Origin of the sequence: Sphaerospermopsis sp. FACHB-1194 (assembly GCF_014696235.1) — a bacterium.
GTDB classification, from domain to species: Bacteria; Cyanobacteriota; Cyanobacteriia; order Cyanobacteriales; family Nostocaceae; genus Sphaerospermopsis; species Sphaerospermopsis kisseleviana.
The window spans coordinates 60123-83902 of record NZ_JACJPU010000018.1; the positions used below are offsets into that span (position 1 = coordinate 60123).

Below are 23780 nucleotides of genomic sequence, written 5' to 3' on the forward strand. Positions count from 1 at the left end.
AAGTTAATATTCTCCTCCTGCTTTCTTCCCCAGTCCCCAGTCCCCAGTCACCTGTATCCCTGCCAGGGAGTGACTTCAAGAGTGCCGTTAGATTTGAAGACTACCTGGAAATGGGCAAGAGGTTCTTTATTGTTGGGAGCAGCTTGATTTGAACCGTAGACAGATTGAAACATTTGTGGTAAGGGTGTTTCTCGAAAATAGTCAAAGGCGACTTGATTAAGTGGTTCATAGTCAGCGATGACACCAATTTTGTTAACGGCTACCCGATATCTAAGTTCTCTGTTAAAGGTAGGTGTAACACTCCAGTTTTGGCGAATTGTATTATAAAGCTTTTGATTTAAGTCTTTGAGTGTACTAGAATCAGTGATTTTTTCACCGATGACATCTGGTGTTCTGGTATATCCCAACCAAGGACTAATTTCTAACACACCTTGTCTGGTAAAAACTACTCGAAATTGAGCAATGGGTTCGTTGGTGACAGTGCGGTTAGCAGGATTGTAGAGTAATTTTGGCAGTGGAGTTTTTTCTATTGCATCATTGGCATTTTTGTTAACAGCTTTATAACCAACAATACTTCCATCACCAGCTACACCCAAGCGATAGACTAAATCTTCTGTAATTTCCGAACGATTCTCCCAGACAGGATGAATTTGGTTATACACTTGGCGATTCAATGCCCGTAGCTGGGAGGGGTCAGTAATTTCTGGAACTGTATTTAGAAGTGCTTCTAAATCTTTGATAATAGGTGTGGCTGAGGCTGTAGGTGATGCTTCACTGGTAGGTGTAGGTGATGCTTCACTGGTAGGCGTAGGTGATGCTGTGGGTATTGCTGTGCTGGTTTGTTCTTCTTGCTTCGGTTCTGGTGGACGTACCTGGGGAGGAGGAATTAAGCTAAAGGCTACCGCTGCTACTGCTAAACTGGATACTCCTACAGTAGCTGGTACTGCTTGTTTGATTATAGTTTGACTAGCACCATTATAACGTCTGGTGACTGGTTGTAGTTCCAAAGTTAACTCTGGTAAGGTTTGAGTATCAGCAAAAAACTGATCTACAGCTTCGACTAAATCAAACAACTGTACAGTATTCAAATCAATTTGAATAGGTGATTGTTGAACTGCGTTTGATTGAGATTGCAAACCATCACCTGTAATTTCTGAATGTACAATTAACTTGTGTCTGTTGCTATCAATTTTTTGTAACTCGACTAACTCTGAGTCACCGTTGTGTGCTTGAGGGTTGGGGACATTACTTAAAAATTCTTGAGCATAGGCGCTTACCGCTCTGACTAAGCTTTCAAAAAATTCTCGCCCTCCGGTTATAGGCTGACTATAACTAGATAAATAGCATTCTGCATTCACCAATATAGATAATTCTGGACGCAGTTCTTGAAATTGGGTGGTAGGGGCGACATCACTTAACCCTTCTAAGAGTAGCGTGCAATTAGGTAAACTGTATTTACGTTGAATATTCATTCTACTTTACTCTACTTCACCGTCAAAAAGAGAAATCCAGAAACGCTGCATTCCAGCTGTACCTGTGCAGAATAGTAATTTTTCTAATAAGTCTATAGCCAGTTCATCTAATTTCTCGTCTGAGTTTAATGTTAGTAAAACAGAACGTCTGGCATTCATCCGACTTTTAAAATGCGCTCTAAACCGTTCTAGGTAATTAGCTAGTCGTAAATTTTGCTCTAGTGGAATCTGCTTTTCTGATAATTGCTGATATATCATTAGCATCTGTCGGATAACTACTGTTAACCGCCGCGCTATGTAGCAAGCAATTACTACTAAAGCTTTTGCTTCCATGATGGTGAGGGGACGGCGGTTATGCGCTCTTCTTAAAGGGTTAGAAGCACGCATTCTCCATAGATTTACTCGGTTTTTGACAATTCCTGTTAGGTCTAGTTCTTGGGCAAAAGCGAGGATGGCTTCAGAACCACCCAATTCTAAAGCTTCAATTGCCAGTAACATCAAGTCTATTTGTAATGTGGTTCTGCGGGGACAGCCCTTGGGTCCTATGGCTGGATCTGGTAATGTGTCCAGTATCATCGGCATGGACTCAGGAGTTGGATCATTCAATGACTTTACGCTTGCGGAGACATTCATGCTCTAAAATACCTTGTGTTATGCCAACAGACTGAGTGAGATGAATAAAACAACATTAAACACTATTTAAGATAGATAGCTAAACCAGAAATCAGGTTTTGTGGTTATGGATAAGCATCTCAATATATACAATACTTACTTTTGTTATACCAAGATTCCCGTATATTCTAATGAAACTTTTAAAGCATCAGTTTACTAACCTATCTAGTTTAACGGTACAAATACATCTCTAGCTTGGGTTAAATTCTTAGTTATTGTCAATGATTGACGAAACTTACAGCAATAATCTCCAAAAGATGAAATTATAGTGTACGATTTTTCAGGGGATTGGTGACTGGTGACTGGGAAAATACAAATAATTTCCCCCTGCTTCCCTATTCCCTATTTTCTATTCCCTGTTACTACTGAATACGATGGATTTAAAATCTCTGATTCGTGACATACCAGATTTTCCTAAGCCTGGAATTGTATTTCGAGATATTACAACTCTACTGCGTAATCCAGAGGGTTTGCGATACACTATTGACTTTTTAGCACAAAAATGTATTGAACTGGAAATCTCAGTTGATTGCATTGTGGGTATGGAATCACGGGGTTTCATTTTTGGCGCACCTCTGGCTTATAAATTGGGATCTGGTTTTATTCCGGTTCGCAAAAAAGGCAAGTTACCCGCAGCAGTTCACAGAATTGATTATCAACTAGAGTATGGTACAGATTGCTTGGAGGTACATCAGGATGCTTTACATCCAGGTAGCAGGGTTTTGATTGTAGATGATTTAATTGCTACGGGTGGAACTGCAAGTGCAACAGCTACTTTGGTACAGAAGATTGGCTGTGAACTTGTGGGTTTTGGGTTTATCATCGAGCTACGGGATTTGCAAGGACGCAAGTATTTACCAGATGTACCAATTATTTCTTTGGTTGAATATTAGGTGATTGGTGACTGGTGATTGGGTAGAATTAACTTATGACTAATGACTAATGACTAATGACTAATGACTAACAACTAACAACTAATGACTAATACAAAAATTGCTTTAGAGACTGGTCGAGATTGGCTGATTAAGCTAGTCACAGATGAAACTTTTATTTATGTGATAAAACGGCTGCTACAGGCTTTGTTAACTATTTTTCTAGCTTCTGCGTTGTCGTTTTTTGTGATGAAATTGTCACCAGGTACTTTTTTACTTACATTGATACACAATTCTAAGATTTCACCAGAACGGATTAAAGAAATTACACAACAGTTTGGTTTGGATAAGTCTTGGCCTGAGCAATTTTGGTTGTGGTTGAAGCAAATTATGACTAGGGGTGATTTTGGGACAAGTGTTGTTTATCAGCGTTCTGTGTCGTCTTTGTTGTGGGAAAGAGTACCAGCGACTTTGTTGTTAGCGATCGCTTCTTTATTTACAACTTGGGCGATCGCTATTCCTCTGGGTATTCTCGCTGCGGTTAAACAAAATCGCCCGACGGACAAGATTTTACAGGTTTTAAGTTACGCTGGACAAGGTTTTCCTAGTTTTATCACTGCCTTATTTCTCTTATTCTTAGCCCAAGTCACTACCCCCTTATTTCCTGTGGGTAACATGACTAGCATTGATCATGGTGAACTGACATGGTTCGGAAAAATCTTAGATATCGGTTGGCATAGCATTTTACCTTTAATTGCGTTAAGTATTACCAGTTTTGCTGGTTTACAAAGAATCATGCGTGGTCAATTATTGGATGTTTTGCGGCAAGATTATATTCAAACTGCTCGTGCTAAAGGATTACCAGAAAACCGTGTTATTTATGTTCATGCTTTGCGGAATGCTATTAACCCTTTAATTACTTTGTTAGGATTTGAATTAGCAAGTTTATTAAGTGGTGCATTTATTACAGAAAACTTCTTTAACTGGCCTGGTTTGGGTAAATTAACTTTACAAGCTGTTTTGGCAAAAGATGAATATTTAGTCATGGCTAGTTTAGTGATGAGTGCGGTTTTATTAATTCTAGGAAATTTAATTGCTGATTTAATGTTAAAAGCTGCTGATCCAAGAATTAAATTAGAAGATTTGAATTAGAAAATGAAGATTTGAATTAGAAAATAGGGAATGGGGAATAGGGAATAATTACGAATTACGAATTAAAAATTATGCTTTCTGAAGTTTATTATATTATTCGGTCAAAGACAGATGGTAAATATCTCACTGCAAAAATTGATGAGGATAAATCAGGATATTTATTATTGTTTAAAGAAGATTTTGAAGCACTCAGTTATTTAAATGCTCATGCTGCTGATTTAGCGAGTCGTTTAGCTGTAGAATCTATTCCAGGTACACAGGTGGGAAGTTTATTAAAACGTTGGGGATTTGCAGGTTTGGGAATAGTTAATGATCCTTTATTGCCTAAGATTGATTTTTTACAACATGGATAAATTCAGATCCCCGACTTCTGTTGAAAAAATAATTGAATTGATTTACAAAATGAAATCAAGAAGTCGGGGATACTGTTACTTAGATATTGTTCATTAATCTTGATATGGGTTGTCTATTTTATCCACAAATACATTAGCAGATAACGGTAAACGACCAGGATTTAAACGGGGTTCGGCTGCATATCCTACAGGTACAACCACTGCAATACAAATATCTGGGTTATTTTCTGCACCAATCACTGCTTTTACTTTATCTTCAATCCAACCATTCATAAAACAGGTAGATAAACCCAAACTTTCTGCTGCTAATACTAAATTTGTAGCAGCTATCATGGCATCTTTAATAGCATATTCCCGACGCTTATCTCCTAAAGCTTCTTGAAATTGGGGAATAGCATTTCTAAAATAATTAACTGTTCCCTCATTCCAAGCGCCGGTGTTTAATCCTTGTTCTAAAATGGGTGTTAAATCTTGTTCTCCAGCAGTTGCATCAGCAGCAAATACAAAGGTTACAGGTGCTTGAATAATTTGTTTTTGATTCCAAGATGCTTCACATAATGCAACTTTTTGATTTTCATCTTGAACTAAAACTATTCTCCAAGATTGGGTGTTAAAACTACTGGGTGCTGCTACGGTTAATTCTACCAGTTGTTTAAGCATTTCTGGGGAAATGGGATCTGGTTTAAAGGTTTTGATAGAACGACGTTGTAATATAGCTGTAGGTACATCTAATGCTTGGATTTGAGTGGTAGAAGTCATTTGATTTTAGATTTTAGATTTTGGATTTTTGATTTTGGAATTATGTCCTGTGTTTAGGGTAACGTTTTTTTGTACGGAGTTCCAATAGTAGGTTACAGGTTACAGGTGACAGTAAGAAGAAAGACTTTGCGTCTTTGCGTGAGATAAAATCTTATTTGTCAGAATCAGGATAACCAGGATTTAAAGATTTTTAGGATTGAGTTGTTAAAAAGACGTTATATTATGTGCGACACAGATTTCCATCATATTAGTATGTGTCAAGTCTAAGGATTTTGTCAAGTGTTTTGGGTGAAAAAATTTTGCGGGGATGAGGATTTTTAGATGTTGATTTTTGGGGATATGGGAAAGAGGTAAAATATTAAATTGTCAGAATCAGGATTTACAGGATTTAAGGATTTACAGGATATTATTGAAAGTTCTATTTTTGGGATGTGAGGATTTTTCGATGTTATCTAAATGAGGGTGTGGATGATTATTAAAAGATGTAATTTTTCGATGATTTTTAAATATTATGATAAATTATCAAATTAAAATCTTGTTAATCCTATAATCCTGGTGATCCTGATTCTGACAAAATAAAATATTGAGGCAGGCAAGATGCCCACCCCACCAGATGATAAAATGATCTAAACTGTAGCTTTTTCTAACATTAATTTAGAACGCTTCACTTGTTCAGGAATCGCTACAGGATAATCACCTGTAAAACAAGCAGAACAAAAACTATTTGTATCTTCCCTGGTTGCTTCTAACATTCCTTCCCAACTCAAATAAGCAAGGGTATCAACTTCTAATTTTTTGGCTATGTCTGCTACTGACATCTTAGCGGCAATTAGTTGATCTTGGGTATCTGTATCAATCCCATAAAAGCAAGGATGGGTGACAGGTGGGGAAGATATTCTCATGTGTACTTCTGATGCACCTGCTTCACGCAATGCTTTAACGAGTTTGCGGCTAGTAGTTCCCCGGACAATGGAATCATCAATTATTACCACCCGCTTACCATACAATACATCTTTCAGGGGGTTCAATTTCATCTTAATGCCCGTTTCCCGCATACTTTGGGTAGGTTGAATAAATGTTCTACCGACGTAGCGATTTTTAATCAAACCTTCACCATAAGCTACCCCTGATGCTTGGGAAAAACCAATGGCCGCAGGTATACCAGAATCAGGTACACCAAATACTATATCTGCTTCTATTGGTGATTCTTCCGCTAATCTCCGTCCTAATCGCATCCGATAGCTATATAATGTTTCATGGTGCATGACGCTATCAGGACGAGCAAAGTAGATCATTTCAAAGATACACAACTTGCGCTGGGGTTGTTGATTCCATCGGTGTGATGTTAAACCTTTTTCTGTGATCCAAACTAACTCTCCTGGTTCGACATCGCGCAGATATTCAGCACCGATAATATCTAAACCGCAGGTTTCGGAAGCGAGAACGTAACGTACTGGATCACTGTCTAATGTACCAATTACCAGGGGACGAATGCCGTTAGGATCTCTTGCTGCCATGATACCATCGGGTGTACCAACTACCAGACTAAATGCACCTTGACAACGGTGAAGCGCACGAATCGCACCTTCTAACCAGTCTGCACCAGCATTGACTTCTTCGGCGATCGCATAAGCAATCATTTCTGAATCGGTGGTTGTTAGCAAATGAACATTACTCTGAAGTAATTCTTCCCGCAATTGTATGGTATTGACTAAATTACCATTATGTGCTAAAGCCAAATGACCTAGACGAGTTGAGATAACTGCGGGTTGAGCGTTAACTTTGCGACTAGAACCAGTAGTAGAATAACGGTTATGGCCAACTGCAATATTACCGACTAATTCTTCTAAAATAGTTTCATTAAATACTTGAGAAACCAGCCCCATATCTTTATGCTGGTGTACATAATGTCCATTAAAGGTAGCAATACCAGCAGATTCTTGACCCCGATGTTGCAGGGCATATAATCCAAAGTATGCCATTTTTGCTACATCTTGTTCTGGTGCATAGATACCAAAAACACCACACGCCTCTTCTGGTTTATCACAAGCGTTTTCACTAATTTCACTAATATTTATAGATGGATCAGAAGTGATAGAATGCTGGGGAATCATGCTGGTTTTTGCTCCTGGTAACTGGGTACTGGGTACTGGTGACTGGTGACTGGTGACTGGTGACTGGGGAGAAATATTTACCTTCTTCCTCCTGACTCCTGACTCCTGCCTCCTGCCTCTTAATAAATCTTTAACCATCCATTAAAACAGTACCGTAAATTGGTCAAGGATGGGGGATGAATTGTAAATTTTCATGCCCGATCCTTGACATTGATGCGGTTTATGTATTGGCATAGAGAGCGAGACGTTGGGCGATCGCCTGATCGTAAACGTTGCTCATATCGCTAATGCTGACTTTCATAACTTCTTGGTGATCAGCAGTAGTCACTGTTAACCCTGTTGCCAAATTAGCAACAATACCTAATTTTTGCCAATTTTCTCCTAAATGTTCCTGTAAATAGGATTCCCAAATTTCCTGATTTTCCACATTCACAGAAACTAAAATTCTCGCACCACCTTCACCAAACAACACTTCATCAAAGCGAAAAGCAGAGTTTGCAGAAATACCTAAATTTAATTCTGCTCCCAACTTTCCACTTAAACAACATTCCGCCAAAGCTATAGTTAGACCGCCTTCAGCAGTATCATGTGCTGAACGCACCCACCCAGAATGAATACCATAACGACACACGCTTTGTACTTTCCGTTCTAAATCAAAATTAACCCTTGGCGGTTTACCTGCAATCGTATTATGAATCGCTGCTAAATATTCAGAAGCTCCCAATTCGATTTTAGATTTTGGATTTTGGATTTTGGATTGCACAGGTAAACCTAAAAGGTAAATTGCATCACCTACATTTTTCCAGCCCTGTCCACAAATTTTATCCAAATCCTCAATTAAACCAACCATTCCCACCACAGGAGTAGGATAAATAGGCTGGGGATTTCCCTGAGCGTCAAAAGTCTCATTATACAAAGAAACATTTCCACCCGTAACAGGCGTTCCCAACTCCTGACACCCTTCACTTAATCCTTTACAAGCTGACGCTAACTGCCAATAACCGATAGGTTTTTCAGGACTACCAAAATTAAGATTATCTGTCACCGCTAAAGGTTCAGCACCCACACAACTAAGATTCCTTGCAGCTTCAGCTACAACAGACTTAGCACCCTCATAAGGATCTAAATAAACATAGCGAGAGTTACAATCAACCGTAGCAGCAACTCCGCTTCGGTGACTGGTGACTGGGAAAGAATTTAAAGGACGTAAGCGCACTACAGCCGCATCCGCCCCACCAGGCAACAACACAGTATTATTTTGCACCTGATGATCATATTGGCGATATACCCAACTCTTAGAAGCAATGGTAGGTGTACCCAGCAAAGTTAATAAAACATCCTGCCAACTTTGTAACTTACCATTAACTGTAATTCCCCTAACATCACAACTAGGCAAACTATCAACACTCCAATCCCAGGCTGTTTTTGCATATTCTGGCGGTTCTGCTAAAAGTTCTCTTTCATACAAAGGCGTATTTTCAGCCAAAGCATCCGCAGGAATTTCCGCAGCAACTTCACCCTTAAACAAAATTCTGACAATTGGTTCAGCAATTACCGTACCTGCAACCACCGCATGAAGTCCCCAACGGTGGAAAATATCAATTAACTCTTGTTCTCGGCCTTTTTCGGACACAAATAGCATTCTTTCCTGAGATTCAGAAAGCAGATATTCATAAGGTATCATTCCATACTCACGTGCTGGAACTTTATCAAGGTCAAATTCAATACCGACACTGCCTTTGGCTGCCATTTCCGAAGTAGAACAAGTGATACCCGCAGCACCCATATCTTGAGCCGCTACCACTGCCCCGGTTTTAAATGCCTCTAAACAAGCTTCAATTAAAGACTTCTCTAAAAATGGATCGCCCACTTGCACCGCAGGACGGTTATCCATTGACTCATCGGTTAATTCTGCACTGGCAAAACTCGCACCACCCATACCATCTCTACCGGTGGTTGAACCAACATATAATACAGGGTTGCCAATTCCTGAAGCACCGGATTTTACTATTTCTGGTGTTTCCATTAATCCCAGTGCCATGACGTTAACCAAGGGATTTCCTGAATAAGCTGGATCAAAATAAACCTCACCGCCTACCGTGGGAACACCTACACAGTTACCATAATGGGAAATACCCGCTACAACGCCATTAAATAATCTTTGGGTTTTGGGATCATCCAAACTACCAAAACGCAGAGAATTTAATAACGCAATTGGACGCGCCCCCATTGTAAAAATATCTCTTAATATACCTCCCACACCTGTAGCAGCACCTTGGAAGGGTTCAACTGCGGAAGGATGGTTATGGGATTCTATTTTAAAAGCTAGTTGCAGTCCATCGCCTAAGTCTACCACACCGGCATTTTCACCGGGTCCGACAAGAATGCGGGGTCCTGTGGTGGGAAACTGTTTGAGGAGGGGACGGGAATTTTTATAACAACAATGTTCTGACCACATTACCCCAAACATACCTAGTTCGGCTTTGTTAGGGTGACGGCCTAAGCGGCGGACAATTTCGGTATATTCTTGTGGTTTAATGCCTTCTGAGGCGATTTCCTGGGGAGAAAAGGGACTTTCGGTGGTCATGGTTTGTTATGCACCAAGAGGACAGATGATTATTGTATCTGAGAACCCTAACTTCTTTATAATTAATTATGTAGATCGCTGATCCAATATGCAAGATACTTTAACCATTACCATTAACCCGGAACTAAAAGCAGCACTTTTAGAAATCACTCAAGCTGAAGGTATATCTGCTGATAGTTTAGTTGGTAAAGCTATTGAGCATGACATCTTCACTCACAAATTCCGTGCATTGCGTTCTTATTTGATGCAGAAGAATAAAACGGTAGGAATTTGCTGTTTCTGAAGAAATGAATATGCGGTAGAAATTAGTCTGGGTGTGGGGTATGGTAAAAGAGCGATCGCCATTTTTAATATTAGCGATCGCCTATCATATTAAACAGTAAATTTTAATTTCTCTCTCAACCTACTCCACAGGATTTTGATCCCCAGATTTTTCCGCAACCTTCCTTACCGCTTCAATATCCACATCTAACCTTGTTGCTATTTCTTCCACCGTCAAACCTAACTCTATTAATAGCGGTACTGATTCCAACCTACCTTCTAGCCTACCTTCTAGCCTACCTTTTGTTCTTTCTTCTTCCGCAACTTCTCGGAAATACCTTGTTTGCTTTAAATCTTCAAAAGTAAACATTGCTTCTATCTCCTGACGGGTTAAATTATTGAATTTATAAACTAAGATCGTCTCTAACAATTGTAAGACTTTTTGCCTTTGGGCTGCATCTGTAAATTGTTGTCGAGATTTGTCCATTAACTGTTGACTGTGATCAATTGCAGTTTCTTCTTTCTCTACTACTAATTTTACCATCCCCAACCCAACGGAATTATCATTAGTAACTTCTAATTCATCCAAATAAATGATTGTTACTTGCTGACTCATTAGCAAACCTCGATACTGGATAGGTACACCAGGATCTAAACTACGTTTAGCAAAAATCGCTACTGCATGAAAATCATTTTTTGGTTGATATTGATTGAGGTAAACAAAGATTTCTGCAAATAATTTCCAGTAAAAATCTGTTTTTGGTTGAAATTGCACCTCAACAAAATAAATCGGTTGTTCAGGTATCTTTGAATTTGGTATGAATAACCCATCAAACCGAAATGCTAACTCCTTTATTTCTACAGATGTAAATTGATAATTTTCTGCTTCTGTAGCTGGTTTACCAATCAATTCAAAAAGAATATTTGGTAATGTTTGAAAGAGTTGATAGAAGATAGTATCTGTTTTCACCCTGCGAAAAATTCCTATTTTTTCAACTACGACAAAAATCAAAAGGTGACAGTTAAAAGATTTGACATTATCCACCTATTTCCAAATTACTTAAAATCAAATCTGCTCTTGGTTCAAAACCATCTCCATATTCTGCTGGATAATGGGTAATTGCATAAAATACTTTACCCTTTTCTTCTCCAATATAAATATTACCAAAAATCTCTTGACCTTTACTAAAAGTAATCTTTTCTTTTGCCCAAGGATAGGTTACAGTGCTGCTACGATTGACAATTTGCCATTTATTAGATGCAATTATCCCATCTTTACTATTAATAAAATTTTTGACTTCTTCTAAGGCTTTTAAATCATCAGGAAAGACAAATTTAATGTAAGCATTTTCATTTTTTACACCTCCAAAATTAGCAGTAAATTTCACTTCTCTTACTTTATTGATATCTTTATTTTGAACTAAAAAATCCTCTTGAGGAAAGTAGGTACTAAATATATTTTTCTCCTGGTAAAGTTTTAAGGAAATGTTGGTTTTTTCCCCTTCCACAGAAATAGTAGCTGTTTTATTATTTGGTCTATTTTGTGCAGATTTATTACTATCTACAATGGGTTTATTTTCGGTAATGCGGCTATTGTCCGCATAGATTTGGTTTTGAGTAGGTGTAGTACAAGCAGTAATTCCATTTAATAAGATTGTTGCTGCTACTACTTTAATAAGATTCAGATACATTTTACCAAAATGTGTTAGTGTTTACAAAAATTTGACTACTATATGCAATTGACTGTTTCTGCTGCCATCAAAATGATGTATTTTTCTCTTTCAATCAATTGCTCAAAGGTATACATTTTTTCTTCAATTCTTCAGTGATTAAAATCACCGATGAATATGATTACAATCACCATTATCCATGATGAAGATCCTCCTCTAAGAATGAACATCTTGGGATAATAACTCATAACTGAACTCTAGCCGAGTCATTAATAGGGAACACAACTAATGACCGACAGCCTCCTGTCGGTTTTTTGTTTTTGGTGAGCGTCAGTAAATGCACATAGATGCACATAAAATATCCCCACAACTTTATAATAACTTGACAAATATGTTGCCATAATTTTGCCATAGCAACTATCAAGTGTGGGGAAAGAGTGATCAAATGAGCAAGATCACCAGTAGCTTTACGCAAAGCACCAGCCGTGATGGCGATCGCTAATGTTGCAGAGAAACCTTGTAATTAGGACATCGCTTGAATGATGTAATCAAAGTAAGGCTCTGCTGCTGCTGCATCTTCACCACTCAGTAAGCCCAAGGATGCTTGTTTAAGGCAGTTGATAGCTTCTACCATTCCCGGTACAGGAACACCCAGAGAATTGTACATCTCCCGTACACCAATCAACCCAATTTTTTCAATTGGTTCTTTGTCACCAGCAAGCACACCATAGGTAATCAAGCGCAGATACCAGCCGAAGTCACGGATACATAAAGCGCGTTGCTTATCTCCGTAAGCATTGCCACCGGGAGCGATAAAGTCAGGGCGCTTTTGCCAAAGTTTTTTGGTTGCTTCCTGAACTATCTTTTTTTCGTTTTCTGACAGGGTTGCAGCGATTCTAGTCCGCTGTGCGCCTGTTTGCAAAAATTCTTTGATACTTTTGAGTTCGCCACTGCTAGGGTAACGCAGTTCGTCGTCAGCTTGGAGAATAACTTGGCTAATTACAGTCATGATTATGTAATCACGGAAATTATATTATTTGTTAGTTTAACCAGTTCGCGGTACAGAAGTGAAGGGTATATTGGTGATTGGTGACTGGGGATTGGTGACTGGGGAAGAGGTAATTGGTAATTGGTGATTGGTAAAAATTAATATTTGTTAATAATATTTTTCCTATTCCCTATTCCCTATTCCCTATTCCCTATTCCCACCCACTAATAACTAATAACTAATAACTAATGACTAATACAGTTTGGCAACAGGGTGAAGTAATAGAACTAGAAATTACTGATTTAAGCGACACTGGTGATGGCGTAGGACGCTTTGAACAGCGTGTAGTATTTGTTCCTGATACAGTAGTGGGCGATCGCACTTTAGTCAGACTTACACACGTCAAACCCAAATATGCTCATGCTACCCTCAAACAAATCCTTCAACCATCTCCTCAACGTATCCGACCTAGTTGTATTGTTGCTGATAAATGTGGTGGTTGTCAGTGGCAGCATATAAATTATGATTATCAGCTTACATCAAAACATAATCAAGTAATTCAAGCTTTAGAAAGAATAGGCGGTTTTGTTAACCCCTCAGTAGCTCCCGTCTTATCCACAACATCATCTTTAGGTTATCGCAACAAAGCCACCTATCCCGTCCGGATCTCAGCTACCGGACAAGTTCAAGCTGGTTATTACCAAAAAGGTAGTCATCAACTCATTAACTTAAATCAATGTCCAGTTCAAGACGCTCGTTTAAATCCTTTATTAGCGGAAGTAAAACAGGATATTAAAAAGCGGGATTGGTCAATTTATGACGAAAAACGCCACCAAGGGCAAATTCGCCATTTAAGTTTACGTATAGGTCGCCGTACAGGGGAAATGCTACTAACTTTAGTAGTCAAAGATAGAAATTTACCAGACATTGAAACCCAAGCCCAGGAATGGTTACAGCGTTATCCCCAGTTAGTAGGAGTTTGTTTGAATCGCAATAGCGATCGCACAAATGCTATATTTGGAAAAGATACAACTTGTATTGCTGGGATTCCTTACCTGCAAGAAAAATTCGCTGGTTTAGAATTTCAAATCCGCCCGGATACATTTTTTCAAGTTCATACAGAAACGGCTGAAGCACTGTTACAAGTCATTCAGTCAGAATTAAATTTACAAGGTCAGGAAGTTTTAGTAGATGCCTATTGTGGTATTGGTACTTTAACTTTACCCCTAGCAAAACAAGCACGCCAAGTTATCGGCTTGGAAGTGCAATTGGCAGCCGTAGAACAGGCAATTTTCAATGCCCAACAAAACGAAATTAATAATGTAACCTTTCAAGTAGGAGCAGTGGAGAAAAATCTACCAAATTTGGGAATTATACCAGATATTGTCTTACTTGATCCGCCACGTAAAGGATGTGAAGCTAATGTCATCAAATCTTTACTGAACCTGAAACCTTCGCGCATTATTTACGTCAGCTGTAAAGTAGCCACCTTGGCTCGTGACCTAAAATTACTGTGTGAACATGGACAATACCATCTTACAAGAGTACAGCCAGCCGACTTTTTTCCCCAAACCGCTCACGTAGAAACAGCAGCCTTTCTCCAGCGATATCCATGCTAAAAGCAACTATTAACTTTAGCTTATATGTTAACCAATTGTTTACAAAAACTTAAATGGAAAATTTGTAGTCCAGTGCATACTAATAATGCTAAAATAAAATTAACCTAAAAATAGAGATTTCTTTTTTAACCATTAAAGTTGCATGACTCTGATTTGAAAAAGTGAAATAAATTGTGCAAATTATTAAGCGGCTACAAAGAAAGTTGAATATTTATATACTTTCCCAAAGTAATAAATAGAAACATAGAAGTTGTTAATTGTATTAGCAAAACAATTACAGCCAAATTTTAATTAAGCAATTTTCTCTTATATTTAGAGTCAATGCTCCCTAGCAATTTCATAAATTTAGTTTTACAGACGCAAGTTTGAAGGCAGCATGACCACCTTAATCTTTATCAGGGTGCCGATAACAGCAAACTGATGTCTAGCTAACTAAAAGCTACGGGGTTTCTCTTGTGATTACCATTTCTCTTCGTCCACTTGGTCGCTCTTGGGGTACTATTAGTTTTGCCTCCACTCTTTATCTATGCCCAATATTAGATTTATTATTGGCAGATATTCCCACAAAATTACAAGCCGAACTGCGGCTAGGACTGCAAGAAGCCCTAGTAAACGCAGCTAAACATGGCAATAATCTTGATCCCAGTAAACTAGTAGTAGTTCGTTTTTCTTTGATAGATAATCAATATTGGTGGATTATTTCCGATCAAGGTAATGGTTTTACTCCTTGTTGTAATGCTCATAATGATCCCACCGACTTTTTACCACCAGATGAATCAGAAAACGGTCGAGGGATGTCTCTTCTGCATCAAATATTTGATCAAGTACAATGGAACCGCAAAGGAACAGAATTAAGACTTTGCAAGCAAATAGAAACTCGGCGTTTGTTATCTTTAAGAAGATAGAAAATGGGTAATGGGTAATGGGTAATATTATTCCCAATCACCAATCACCAATCACCAATCACCAATCCCTCAATGTTTACCGTGAGTAGGACAAGGAGGGGCAGAAATAGACTTATCTAACCAGCCTATAGCCTGTTCTAACCTAGCTTGTGCCTCTTGAGGCTCATTTTTGACCAAAAAAACCATAGCAGCCGCTACAAGCTCACTAGCGCGGGCATTGCGGTTAGACTTGAGACGATGCCAGTCATCAGGAGAAATAGTCAATTTTTCCATCAAAGCTTGGGCAAGTTCCAGAGTAGTAACATCATTTAATTGACTGGTTTGATACATAAGACTAAGTGCTGAGTTAAGAGTAAAAGTTATGATGTAATTATCATAGCCAATGACCCATCACCAATGACCAAACCAGAGGAAAACCAGCAAACCGACTTTGAAGAGGAACTAGAGGAACTAGAAACCGGACTGCGACTGTTAAAAGAAAGATATGCCCAAGTGCAACGGGATCAACAGCAAAAGGCACAATGGCAACAAGAAATTAGAAATCTCAAAGAAAATAAAAATCAGACACCAGAAATCAAAGCCGAGTTAAAACGCTTGGAAAAAGAGCTAGAAGCCCTAGAAGTTAACCTAGAAAGCCAGTTATTTTCCTGGAAAAGCCTCAACCGACCCTTTTGGCAAGGAGTTCGCTTTGGTGGTTTAGGAATTATTATAGGTTGGGTGTTAAAATCTTCGATTGGGTGATTGGTGATTGGGAAAGAAGGCAAGAGGCAAGAGGCAATAGGCAATAGGCAAAAGTTTCTTAATTTTGACTTTTGACTTGATACCTCCCCATCTCCCGGGAGCATCCCAAATGTGTAAGTTTATTTTTTGCTTGATTTCAAGACCTGAAATGAACGAACCACGAAGGAGCGAAGGACACGAAGGTAAGAAGGAAGAGGAGAGTTTTTGGTGTTGTGGCGGTTGTTTTTGCAAAATTGGGATGCTCCCCATCTCCCCTGTTCCCTTTTCCCTGACTAAAATTAATGTTATATATAGTTAAAAAAATCCAAACTGTAAAAAATGATTAAACATCGAATTGCTGAAATATTCAGAAGTGGTCAACCAGAAGAAACCTTAACAGTACAAGGTTGGGTAAGAACCAAACGCGAATTAAAAGGATTTGCCTTTTTAGAAGTTAACGATGGTTCAAGTTTAGCCAACTTACAAATAGTTATTAATCAAGAATTACCAAACTACGAAGCCATATTAAAACAGATAAATACAGGTGCTTCCGTCGAAGTTGCAGGAATATTAGTTGCATCTCAAGGTAAAGGACAGAGAATAGAACTAAAAGCAGATGTAGTAAAAGTTTACGGAGATGCTGATCCCGAAACTTATCCTCTGCAAAAGAAACGTCATTCCTTTGAGTTTTTAAGAACCATTGCCCATTTAAGAGGTAGAACTAACTCCTTTGGATCAGTATTTCGGGTAAGAAATGCTTGTGCAACTGCCATACATCAATTTTTCCAAGAGCGGGGTTTTATGTGGGTACATACTCCCATTTTAACCGCCAGTGATTGCGAAGGTGCAGGAGAATTATTCAGTGTGACAAGTTTGAATTTAAAAGATATTCCCCGCACAGAAAATAAAGAAGTTGATTATAGTCAAGACTTCTTTGGAAAACCGACTTATTTAACAGTAAGTGGACAGTTAGAAGCGGAAATAATGGCAATGGCGTTTTCTAACGTCTATACCTTTGGTCCCACATTCCGCGCCGAAAATTCTAACACTTCTCGTCACTTAGCCGAGTTTTGGATGGTAGAACCAGAAATGGCGTTTTGTGACTTAGAAGGAGATATGAATTTAGCAGAAGATTTCTTAAAACATATTTTTAAATATGTGATGGAAACCTGTGAAGCAGACATGGAATTTTTCAATCAAAGAATTGATAATACTGTTTTAGACACTGCTAACAATATTATTAACAATCAATTTGAAAGATTGACTTATACCGATGCAGTCAAACTTTTAGAAAAAGCGGATGTAAAATTTGAATATCCTGTAAGTTGGGGTGCAGATTTACAATCAGAACATGAACGTTATTTAGCGGAACAATTGTTTAAAAAACCTGTAATTGTTACAGATTATCCCGCACAAATAAAAGCCTTTTATATGCGGTTGAATGATGATGAAAAAACCGTGAGAGCGATGGATATTTTAGCACCAAAAATAGGTGAAATTATTGGAGGTTCGCAACGGGAAGAAAGATTAGATGTGTTAGAAAAACGGGTTTTAGCCCAGGGAATGAAAACAGAAGATTTGTGGTGGTATTTAGATTTACGTCGTTATGGTACTGTACCTCATGCTGGTTTTGGTTTGGGGTTTGAAAGACTGGTGCAGTTTATGACGGGTATGGGGAATATTCGGGATGTGATTCCTTTCCCCCGTACACCACAAAGCGCGGATTTTTAATAGTTAGGAGTCTTAGGGGCGAAGTAGGGGCGAAGCATTCGGAAAATAACCTGTAATAAAAATTGATAATTTATCGGCAGAATGCTTCGCCCTTACAACAGTCAGGAGGAAAATCTCTTGATTTCTCTAGCTATTGGCAATATTTCAGCAAACCCTAAGTAAGTCGGCACGAAAAAAGAAGTTATGCAACAAAATGTAAAATGCCTAAAAACCTCTTTCCTCCTGCCTTCTACCTTCGTTATTCTTTTGCTTGTCGCTATTACGTTTTAAAGTTTTTTCTGTGAAGGAAACACTACCAATACCTTGAAGAATACCACGGGCAACTAAACCTAAACCTCTACCAATTATTTGTGTTAATACAAATACGATCCCATTACCTAAAAAAGATAATAAAGATTGTAAACGTGGTGCGATCGCATCCCGCAATTCTAACAGTAATGTCACCGCTAAAGGGATATCGGCAAGCTTTGCTAATTCTTGGTTACGAGGAGAATAAATTGATATTTTGGCAATTCCACGAGGTGCAAATACAAATAGTTCATAGCGACTTTCAAAAATTGCCTGGGGTTCATTCACATAATTATTCAATCTGTATTTCCAAGATAAATTATTTCTAAATCTTTCAATTTCCCTTGTGGAAATTAAATGACGATCATAAAAATTTTGTTTGATGGTTTCCACATCTGCTAAAAAATTTAATAATGGTTGTAATACACCATTGGCAACTTGAATCAGTAAATTCTCTAAAATCATTGATGCTTGAGAATTTGCAGATTCACTTCCTGCTGCATAAGATGTGTTGTCAATATATAAATCTGTTTGCCAAAGTAGATAAGAAAACAAGTCTTCTAATAAAGGAATTTTATTGAGGATTTCAGTTTCTACACCTGCTGCATTTTTCAATAAAAAAGTGACTATTTCTATATTGACATCTCCGACATTTATCCGGGAAGATTTACCGTAAAATTCGGTAATTGCTGATTCCCATAAATTAGTGAGAATCTGATTTTTTAACTCAGGTATTTGTGGAATTTCAACTTTTGAACTACGTAGATCATCTAATTTTTGAGATACTTTTTGTAAGATGATATAAAGAAGTTCTCTTTTTTTGTCTTCACGCAGAATATCAATTTCTAAAGGTATGTCTGTCAGATTTTGTAAAGAAAACTGGAGTTTATTAGTACAAGATGTAAATATTATAGATTGTAGTGCTTTTGGACTCAGTAAAGGCGGTACAACAGTTTGCATTTGTTGTGATTCTGCTTTACTAATGGCGCTATTTGAGTAAGAAATGGGTAGCGGTAATGGTTGAGATTTTTGTATTTCTTGTCTTTCTTCTGGTGCAGACAATAAGTTATTTACTAACCAACGCGCTGCTAAAAGTTCTCTTCTTTGTCCTGCCAGAATAGCTTTATCTAATAATGGTAATCCAGGAATTTTTAATTGTGCTGTAACTGCGGATATATTATTATTAATATGATTAATTCCTGTTAACCTGATATTATTTCTGAGTCTGGCAAAAGGTAAATTAGATAAAGGGAAGTTTATTTCTGTTGTTCCTAACCAATAGTAACCACCTGATGCTATTTCTTGCATGATGGGTACTAATTCTGAAATAGATATACCTTTAGGACAATAGCCATTTACACCTGTATTTTTTGCTGCTAATAACATTGCTGTTGTAGAAATAGCACTTAACAACAAAATGGGTATATGAGGATATAAAGCTTTAAGTTGTCTGCAAAATTGTAACCCTAGCTGTTGAGATTCGCTAGAACTGCCATTGCCTAATTCTAAAACTATTAAATTGACTTGGTTTTGATCCGGTGCTGCAATTTCCGCTAAAACCTGTAAGGCTGCGGTATCTGTGGGAACATCGGCTACTACTTGTAGGTGGGGAATTGTTTCTAAAGCTACCCTTAGTCCTAGACGAAAGATGGGATCTGGGTCAATTAATAATAATTGTAAATTTAAACTACTTAAAGGGCGATCGCTCATAGTCAGGTCAAATAAAAATAGAATTTTTTCCCAGCTAAAAAACCGCAGTCATCCCTAGCTGAGTCATTTCCATTTTCACCTGTTTTTGTCACTTTAATTTATCAGCAGTGATAATGTAAATCATTAGCCAGTTACTAATAGACATCTCCAGAAAAGAAATTATGGAACCTATTGATGGGGGCAGGTCGAAGCTTATGGGATATCTAGATGTCTGATTTTTCCGTTAAATTATCGCCTAAATGCTTCGCCCCTACAACTTATGACAAATTAATACATTCTATTTTGGAGAGGTCTAATGATCATTGTGATCTGGTTGTAAGTTACGGTGTCCAAAAAAGTTGATGGTATATCCACTAATCTTGACTCCGGTTTGTGCCTCAACTTGCTGGATCAACTCTTCTGGTATTTCTATATGCACATCTAAAATTTGATTTGTATCTAAGCAGTTAACATGGCTGTGAGCGTCAGTCACATTACCATATAACCGCCCATCACAATGTTCAATACACTCAATAATACCTTGACTTGATAGAGCTTCTAAATTTTGATAAACAGAAGTATGGCCAATCTCTTTACCTTGTTGGTTTAAGCGATCGTAAATCTCTCTAGCGGAAAGATGTTCTTTAGCTTGCCATAGTAACTCTAGTATAAATCTACGCTGGCGACTAACGCGCATACCTAGTATTTGACACCGATCTAGAGCATCTTCTAAAGAACGAATTGCTTTTGTAGAAATAGCTGATTTTTGCATATTTCAGTTTTAACTGTAGGAACTGTAGGAATAGTTTTCAGATTTCATGAAAAATGATTATTTTTATACGCAGGGATATTACATATTTACAATATATTCTTTGCTTATACCTGTGTCTTTGATACGAATATCCTTGATTAATAACTGGTTTGAGCCAGTTTCGTTTTTGGTTGGTTGATGATTAATTACATCCTAACTCTAAAACAAACTCATTACAACTTTAGCTTATTAAGGCTATGAATGTCCAGGTGAGGGGTTGTATTTTGGCAAATTGTATATAAAATTTTAAATTGTCAATAGTACAAGTACCCAATCTAGAAAAAATAACACTATAAAATTCAATGTGATTAATAAGTAAATGTTGATATTTAACAAAGACAAAATAGAGTAGCATTAATACCTAAAAACTGCTACTGTTGATTCTGGATACTACTCCTAAGCAATCAAAAAAGCTGCCAAAAAAAGTCAATGACAATCACAATCAGCCTTAATAACGACGCTATAAACAATCTAGATTTGTCACCTGCATTAAAGGTAATTGAACCATTGCTGCAAGAGGAATCCATGACATCTCAGGAACAGCAATTGCGCTTTGAAATCAACTACCCACGGGAAGCAAATGATCCACGGGAACTGTCAGAAATTCCAGAGGTAAGGTTGTGGTTTGTGCGTTTAGATGCTAAATATCCCTGGTTGCCATTTTTATTAGATTGGAAAGCTGGAGAATTGGCGCGTTATGCTGCTATGCTAGTACCCCATCAGTTTACTAAAAAAGAAGGTATACAGTACAACCCTGAAGCATTAGAGATTTTTTTGATGCACAAAATTTTTATTTTAAGTAATTGGCTAAAACAGCAAAGTATTCCCACACCATTCCGACTTAAATCTTTCGCGCAAATCTTGGGTTATGAATTAGAAGATGGCTTTTTTGAAATGATTGAAAAAAGATAGGAATTTAGGAGTAGGGGCAATCCCCTCGTGGTTGCCCCAAGAGTCAGGAGTTAGAATGTTTGTCATCTGCTATATAAATTTCGGATTTTAGATTTTTCAATCAATCCAAAATCCAAAATCTAAAATCTAAAATCTAAAACTAATAGTCAACCGCCCCAGATTTTTTCTAAAACGGTTGCAGGTGCGATATCAGCGGTTTTGCCAGTGGGAGATTTAATGGCGAGGAATTTATCACTGGTGGGTAATATCTTTCCTGAGTCTGTAGAACCAAGTAGGGCGATAGTATAGGTTTGTACAGCTATAGCTAGTTGTAGGGGCGCACCGCTGAGAGAAAGCATTAAACTTGCTCCACCAATTATGGCAGTTAATTTGCCCACATCATCAATGGCAATTACTTTAATACCAGGACAAGATTCCACCAGGGAAGAAACAAATGTATCATCCTCAGTTTCTTTAATGACCACCACTGGTAAATCTGGCTGTTTGCGTTGACAATCTTGAATAATTTGTTGCCAACTAGCTACAGGATAGCTGGTATCAGCACCATTAATTTGGGATAACTTACCAGAACCACCAGAGAGCAAGATGTAACCTGTGTCATTGATACCCAAGCGTTTTTGTTGTTGTTGCGCCCATTCAATATCTGGTTTCAGTATATTTACTGCTAACGGTGGGCAAGGTGTCTTAATTCCCAGAGGTTGCAACAAATCATGATACATGGAAGGTATATATTGGGATGTATTGGGAGATACAACACTGGTGAGAAAATTTGCACCACTACCTTGGAAGCCAATGCGAGTGGGAATACCAGTCAACCAGAGAAATAAACCGACAAACCAACTTTCTCCAGCAGTGATGGCAACATCATATTCGCGATCGCGGATTGTTCCCACCAAGTTACCCCAATCTGCTAAACTATTACGATCCTTGTAATCAAAGGTCAATACCTCGTGAACTGACTTGCTCACTCGGTAGGCAGCCTTTGACCGGGGTTCCACAACGACATCTATCAAAGCGTCGGGATAGGAACGCTTGAGATCATCCAATGTGGGGAAAAAAAGAACTTGGTCGCCAATTGAACCAGGTACAAAAGCTACTACTCGCATAAATAATATATTTATTGAAGCTTATCGTCCTTATTTTATGTGAAATGGGGAATGGTAATTGGTAATGGGTGATTGGTAATTGGTAATGGGTGATTGGTAATTGGTAATTGGTGACTGGTGACTGGTGACTGGTGATTGGTGACTGGTGACTGGTGACTGGTGACTGGTGACTGGTGACTGGTGATTGGGGAGAAATATTTACCTTCTTCCTCCTGAACTCCTGAACTCCTGCCTCCTGACTCCTGAACTCCTGACTCCTGAACTCCTGACTCCTGCCTCCTGCTATTTACAAAATCGAGGAAAATTGTGTATTTATTAATTCCGGCCGCAGGTAGCGGCAAAAGAATGGGTGCTGACCGCAATAAACTGTTATTAAAGGTTCGTTCAAAAACTCTTATTGCTTGGACTTTGTTAGCTGCGGAAGCTGCTAGTGCTATCAGTTGGATCGGAATTATTTCCCAACCTCATGACTGGGAGGACTTTAAGGCAATTTTGGCTGATTTAAAGCTAACTAAACCTGTGGAGTTTATTCCTGGTGGTGCTACCCGCCAAGAGTCGGTTTATAACGGATTACAGGCATTACCAGGAAATGCTGAACAAGTATTAATTCATGATGGGGCGCGATGTTTAGCTACACCGGACTTATTTAATGCTTGTGCAGCAGCTATTCTTCATTGTCCAGGGTTAATTGCGGCTATACCTGTAAAAGATACAATTAAAGTTGTGGGGGAAAGTGGCATAATTCAAAGTACACCCAGCAGAGAGCAACTTTGGGCGGCGCAAACTCCCCAAGGATTTGATGTTAAGTTGTTAAAAGAATGTCATGCTGATGGTGTGCGTCAAGGTTGGGAAGTGACAGATGATGCAGCTTTGTTTGAAAAATGCGGGCTTGAAGTACGGATAGTACCGGGGGAAGAAACGAATTTGAAAGTGACAACTCCTCAAGATTTGGCGATCGCAGAATTTATTCTCAGTAACAGGGAACAGGTAACTGGTGATTGGTGACAGTGAAGAAAGGAAGCGGAGCAGGGGAGGAAAATTAAAAGTCATGCATTCAAAAGTCAAAAAACAGAGAATAGGGAATAGGGAATAGGAAAAG

23 protein-coding genes are annotated in these 23780 nt (G+C 38.3%); 10 read left to right on the forward strand and 13 right to left on the reverse strand.

Going from position 1 to position 23780, the window contains the following annotated elements:
• Window positions 1-47 precede the first annotated feature (47 nt).
• On the reverse strand, window positions 48-1472 hold the full coding sequence (locus H6F45_RS12580; protein WP_137666331.1) for a DUF4335 domain-containing protein: 1425 nt from the start codon (window positions 1470-1472) through the stop codon (window positions 48-50).
• A 6-nt stretch (window positions 1473-1478) separates the two neighbouring features.
• Window positions 1479-2105 (reverse strand): DUF3038 domain-containing protein, encoded by a 627-nt coding sequence (locus H6F45_RS12585; protein ID WP_096567485.1) that lies wholly within the window; start codon window positions 2103-2105, stop codon window positions 1479-1481.
• A 413-nt stretch (window positions 2106-2518) separates the two neighbouring features.
• Here H6F45_RS12585 and H6F45_RS12590 point away from each other — a divergent pair, with 413 nt between their 5' ends.
• The 3 genes from H6F45_RS12590 to H6F45_RS12600 all read left to right on the forward strand — a co-directional run bounded on the left by H6F45_RS12590 (window position 2519) and on the right by H6F45_RS12600 (window position 4521).
• Window positions 2519-3037, forward strand: a complete 519-nt coding sequence (locus H6F45_RS12590) for an adenine phosphoribosyltransferase (RefSeq protein ID WP_096567487.1) — start codon at window positions 2519-2521, stop codon at window positions 3035-3037.
• Between the two features lie 84 nt (window positions 3038-3121).
• Entirely contained in the window at window positions 3122-4168 is a 1047-nt protein-coding gene (locus H6F45_RS12595; RefSeq protein ID WP_190347333.1) for an ABC transporter permease, read from the forward strand.
• A gap of 71 nt (window positions 4169-4239) precedes the next feature.
• Complete coding sequence (locus tag H6F45_RS12600) at window positions 4240-4521, forward strand: hypothetical protein (protein WP_096567490.1); 282 nt, start codon at window positions 4240-4242, stop codon at window positions 4519-4521.
• Window positions 4522-4614: 93 nt separating this feature from the next.
• Here H6F45_RS12600 and H6F45_RS12605 read toward each other — a convergent pair whose 3' ends face one another.
• From H6F45_RS12605 to purL, 3 genes are all read right to left on the reverse strand, one after another.
• A complete protein-coding gene (locus H6F45_RS12605) occupies window positions 4615-5280 on the reverse strand; it encodes a nitroreductase family protein (protein WP_137666333.1) in 666 nt (221 codons plus the stop codon).
• Window positions 5281-5906: 626 nt separating this feature from the next.
• A complete protein-coding gene (purF, locus tag H6F45_RS12610; RefSeq protein WP_137667439.1) occupies window positions 5907-7394 on the reverse strand; it encodes an amidophosphoribosyltransferase in 1488 nt (495 codons plus the stop codon).
• Window positions 7395-7614: 220 nt separating this feature from the next.
• Window positions 7615-9981 carry a phosphoribosylformylglycinamidine synthase subunit PurL gene (gene purL, locus H6F45_RS12615; RefSeq protein WP_190347334.1) on the reverse strand — a complete coding sequence of 789 codons (2367 nt, stop codon included), beginning with the start codon at window positions 9979-9981 and terminating at the stop codon, window positions 7615-7617.
• Window positions 9982-10069: 88 nt separating this feature from the next.
• On the opposite strand from purL, the gene H6F45_RS12620 reads away from it, so the two are divergent.
• The gene (locus H6F45_RS12620) at window positions 10070-10264 is read left to right on the forward strand and encodes a hypothetical protein (protein WP_190347335.1); all 195 of its coding nucleotides are present in this window, start codon (window positions 10070-10072) and stop codon (window positions 10262-10264) included.
• Between the two features lie 120 nt (window positions 10265-10384).
• Here the strand turns inward: H6F45_RS12620 and H6F45_RS12625 are convergent, their stop codons facing one another.
• The 3 genes from H6F45_RS12625 to apcD all read right to left on the reverse strand — a co-directional run bounded on the left by H6F45_RS12625 (window position 10385) and on the right by apcD (window position 12921).
• Window positions 10385-11212, reverse strand: coding sequence for an Rpn family recombination-promoting nuclease/putative transposase (locus tag H6F45_RS12625; RefSeq protein WP_190347336.1), 828 nt, complete (start codon window positions 11210-11212; stop codon window positions 10385-10387).
• A 67-nt stretch (window positions 11213-11279) separates the two neighbouring features.
• The gene (locus H6F45_RS12630; RefSeq protein WP_190347337.1) at window positions 11280-11933 is read right to left on the reverse strand and encodes a hypothetical protein; all 654 of its coding nucleotides are present in this window, start codon (window positions 11931-11933) and stop codon (window positions 11280-11282) included.
• A gap of 502 nt (window positions 11934-12435) precedes the next feature.
• Window positions 12436-12921, reverse strand: coding sequence for an allophycocyanin subunit alpha-B (gene apcD, locus H6F45_RS12635; RefSeq protein ID WP_096567504.1), 486 nt, complete (start codon window positions 12919-12921; stop codon window positions 12436-12438).
• Between the two features lie 227 nt (window positions 12922-13148).
• Between apcD and rlmD the strand changes: the two genes are divergently transcribed.
• Window positions 13149-14519 carry a 23S rRNA (uracil(1939)-C(5))-methyltransferase RlmD gene (gene rlmD / locus H6F45_RS12640; protein WP_190347338.1) on the forward strand — a complete coding sequence of 457 codons (1371 nt, stop codon included), beginning with the start codon at window positions 13149-13151 and terminating at the stop codon, window positions 14517-14519.
• A 455-nt stretch (window positions 14520-14974) separates the two neighbouring features.
• Window positions 14975-15424 carry an anti-sigma regulatory factor gene (locus H6F45_RS12645; protein ID WP_096567507.1) on the forward strand — a complete coding sequence of 150 codons (450 nt, stop codon included), beginning with the start codon at window positions 14975-14977 and terminating at the stop codon, window positions 15422-15424.
• Window positions 15425-15493: 69 nt separating this feature from the next.
• Here the strand turns inward: H6F45_RS12645 and H6F45_RS12650 are convergent, their stop codons facing one another.
• Window positions 15494-15754, reverse strand: a complete 261-nt coding sequence (locus H6F45_RS12650) for a DUF6439 family protein (protein ID WP_137667430.1) — start codon at window positions 15752-15754, stop codon at window positions 15494-15496.
• 66 nt (window positions 15755-15820) lie between these two features.
• On the opposite strand from H6F45_RS12650, the gene H6F45_RS12655 reads away from it, so the two are divergent.
• Both H6F45_RS12655 and asnS read left to right on the forward strand, forming a co-directional pair.
• Window positions 15821-16165 carry a hypothetical protein gene (locus H6F45_RS12655; RefSeq protein WP_137667431.1) on the forward strand — a complete coding sequence of 115 codons (345 nt, stop codon included), beginning with the start codon at window positions 15821-15823 and terminating at the stop codon, window positions 16163-16165.
• Between the two features lie 318 nt (window positions 16166-16483).
• The gene (gene asnS / locus H6F45_RS12660; RefSeq protein WP_190347339.1) at window positions 16484-17875 is read left to right on the forward strand and encodes an asparagine--tRNA ligase; all 1392 of its coding nucleotides are present in this window, start codon (window positions 16484-16486) and stop codon (window positions 17873-17875) included.
• A 204-nt stretch (window positions 17876-18079) separates the two neighbouring features.
• On the opposite strand, the gene H6F45_RS12665 is transcribed toward asnS, so the two are convergent.
• Entirely contained in the window at window positions 18080-19873 is a 1794-nt protein-coding gene (locus H6F45_RS12665; protein ID WP_137667433.1) for a DUF3685 domain-containing protein, read from the reverse strand.
• Between the two features lie 292 nt (window positions 19874-20165).
• Window positions 20166-20624: a Fur family transcriptional regulator gene (locus H6F45_RS12670; protein ID WP_096567517.1), complete on the reverse strand. Its 459-nt coding sequence runs from the start codon at window positions 20622-20624 to the stop codon at window positions 20166-20168.
• Window positions 20625-21092: 468 nt separating this feature from the next.
• Between H6F45_RS12670 and H6F45_RS12675 the strand changes: the two genes are divergently transcribed.
• Window positions 21093-21575, forward strand: coding sequence for a CRR6 family NdhI maturation factor (locus tag H6F45_RS12675; RefSeq protein ID WP_096567518.1), 483 nt, complete (start codon window positions 21093-21095; stop codon window positions 21573-21575).
• 146 nt (window positions 21576-21721) lie between these two features.
• On the opposite strand, the gene H6F45_RS12680 is transcribed toward H6F45_RS12675, so the two are convergent.
• Both H6F45_RS12680 and H6F45_RS12685 read right to left on the reverse strand, forming a co-directional pair.
• Entirely contained in the window at window positions 21722-22681 is a 960-nt protein-coding gene (locus H6F45_RS12680) for a glycosyltransferase family 9 protein (protein WP_137667435.1), read from the reverse strand.
• Window positions 22682-22716: 35 nt separating this feature from the next.
• Window positions 22717-23022, reverse strand: coding sequence for a hypothetical protein (locus H6F45_RS12685; RefSeq protein ID WP_190347340.1), 306 nt, complete (start codon window positions 23020-23022; stop codon window positions 22717-22719).
• Between H6F45_RS12685 and ispD the strand changes: the two genes are divergently transcribed.
• A complete protein-coding gene (ispD, locus tag H6F45_RS12690) occupies window positions 22988-23686 on the forward strand; it encodes a 2-C-methyl-D-erythritol 4-phosphate cytidylyltransferase (protein WP_096567521.1) in 699 nt (232 codons plus the stop codon). The two genes, H6F45_RS12685 and ispD, sit on opposite strands and share 35 nt — an antisense overlap.
• Window positions 23687-23780: the final 94 nt, after the last annotated feature.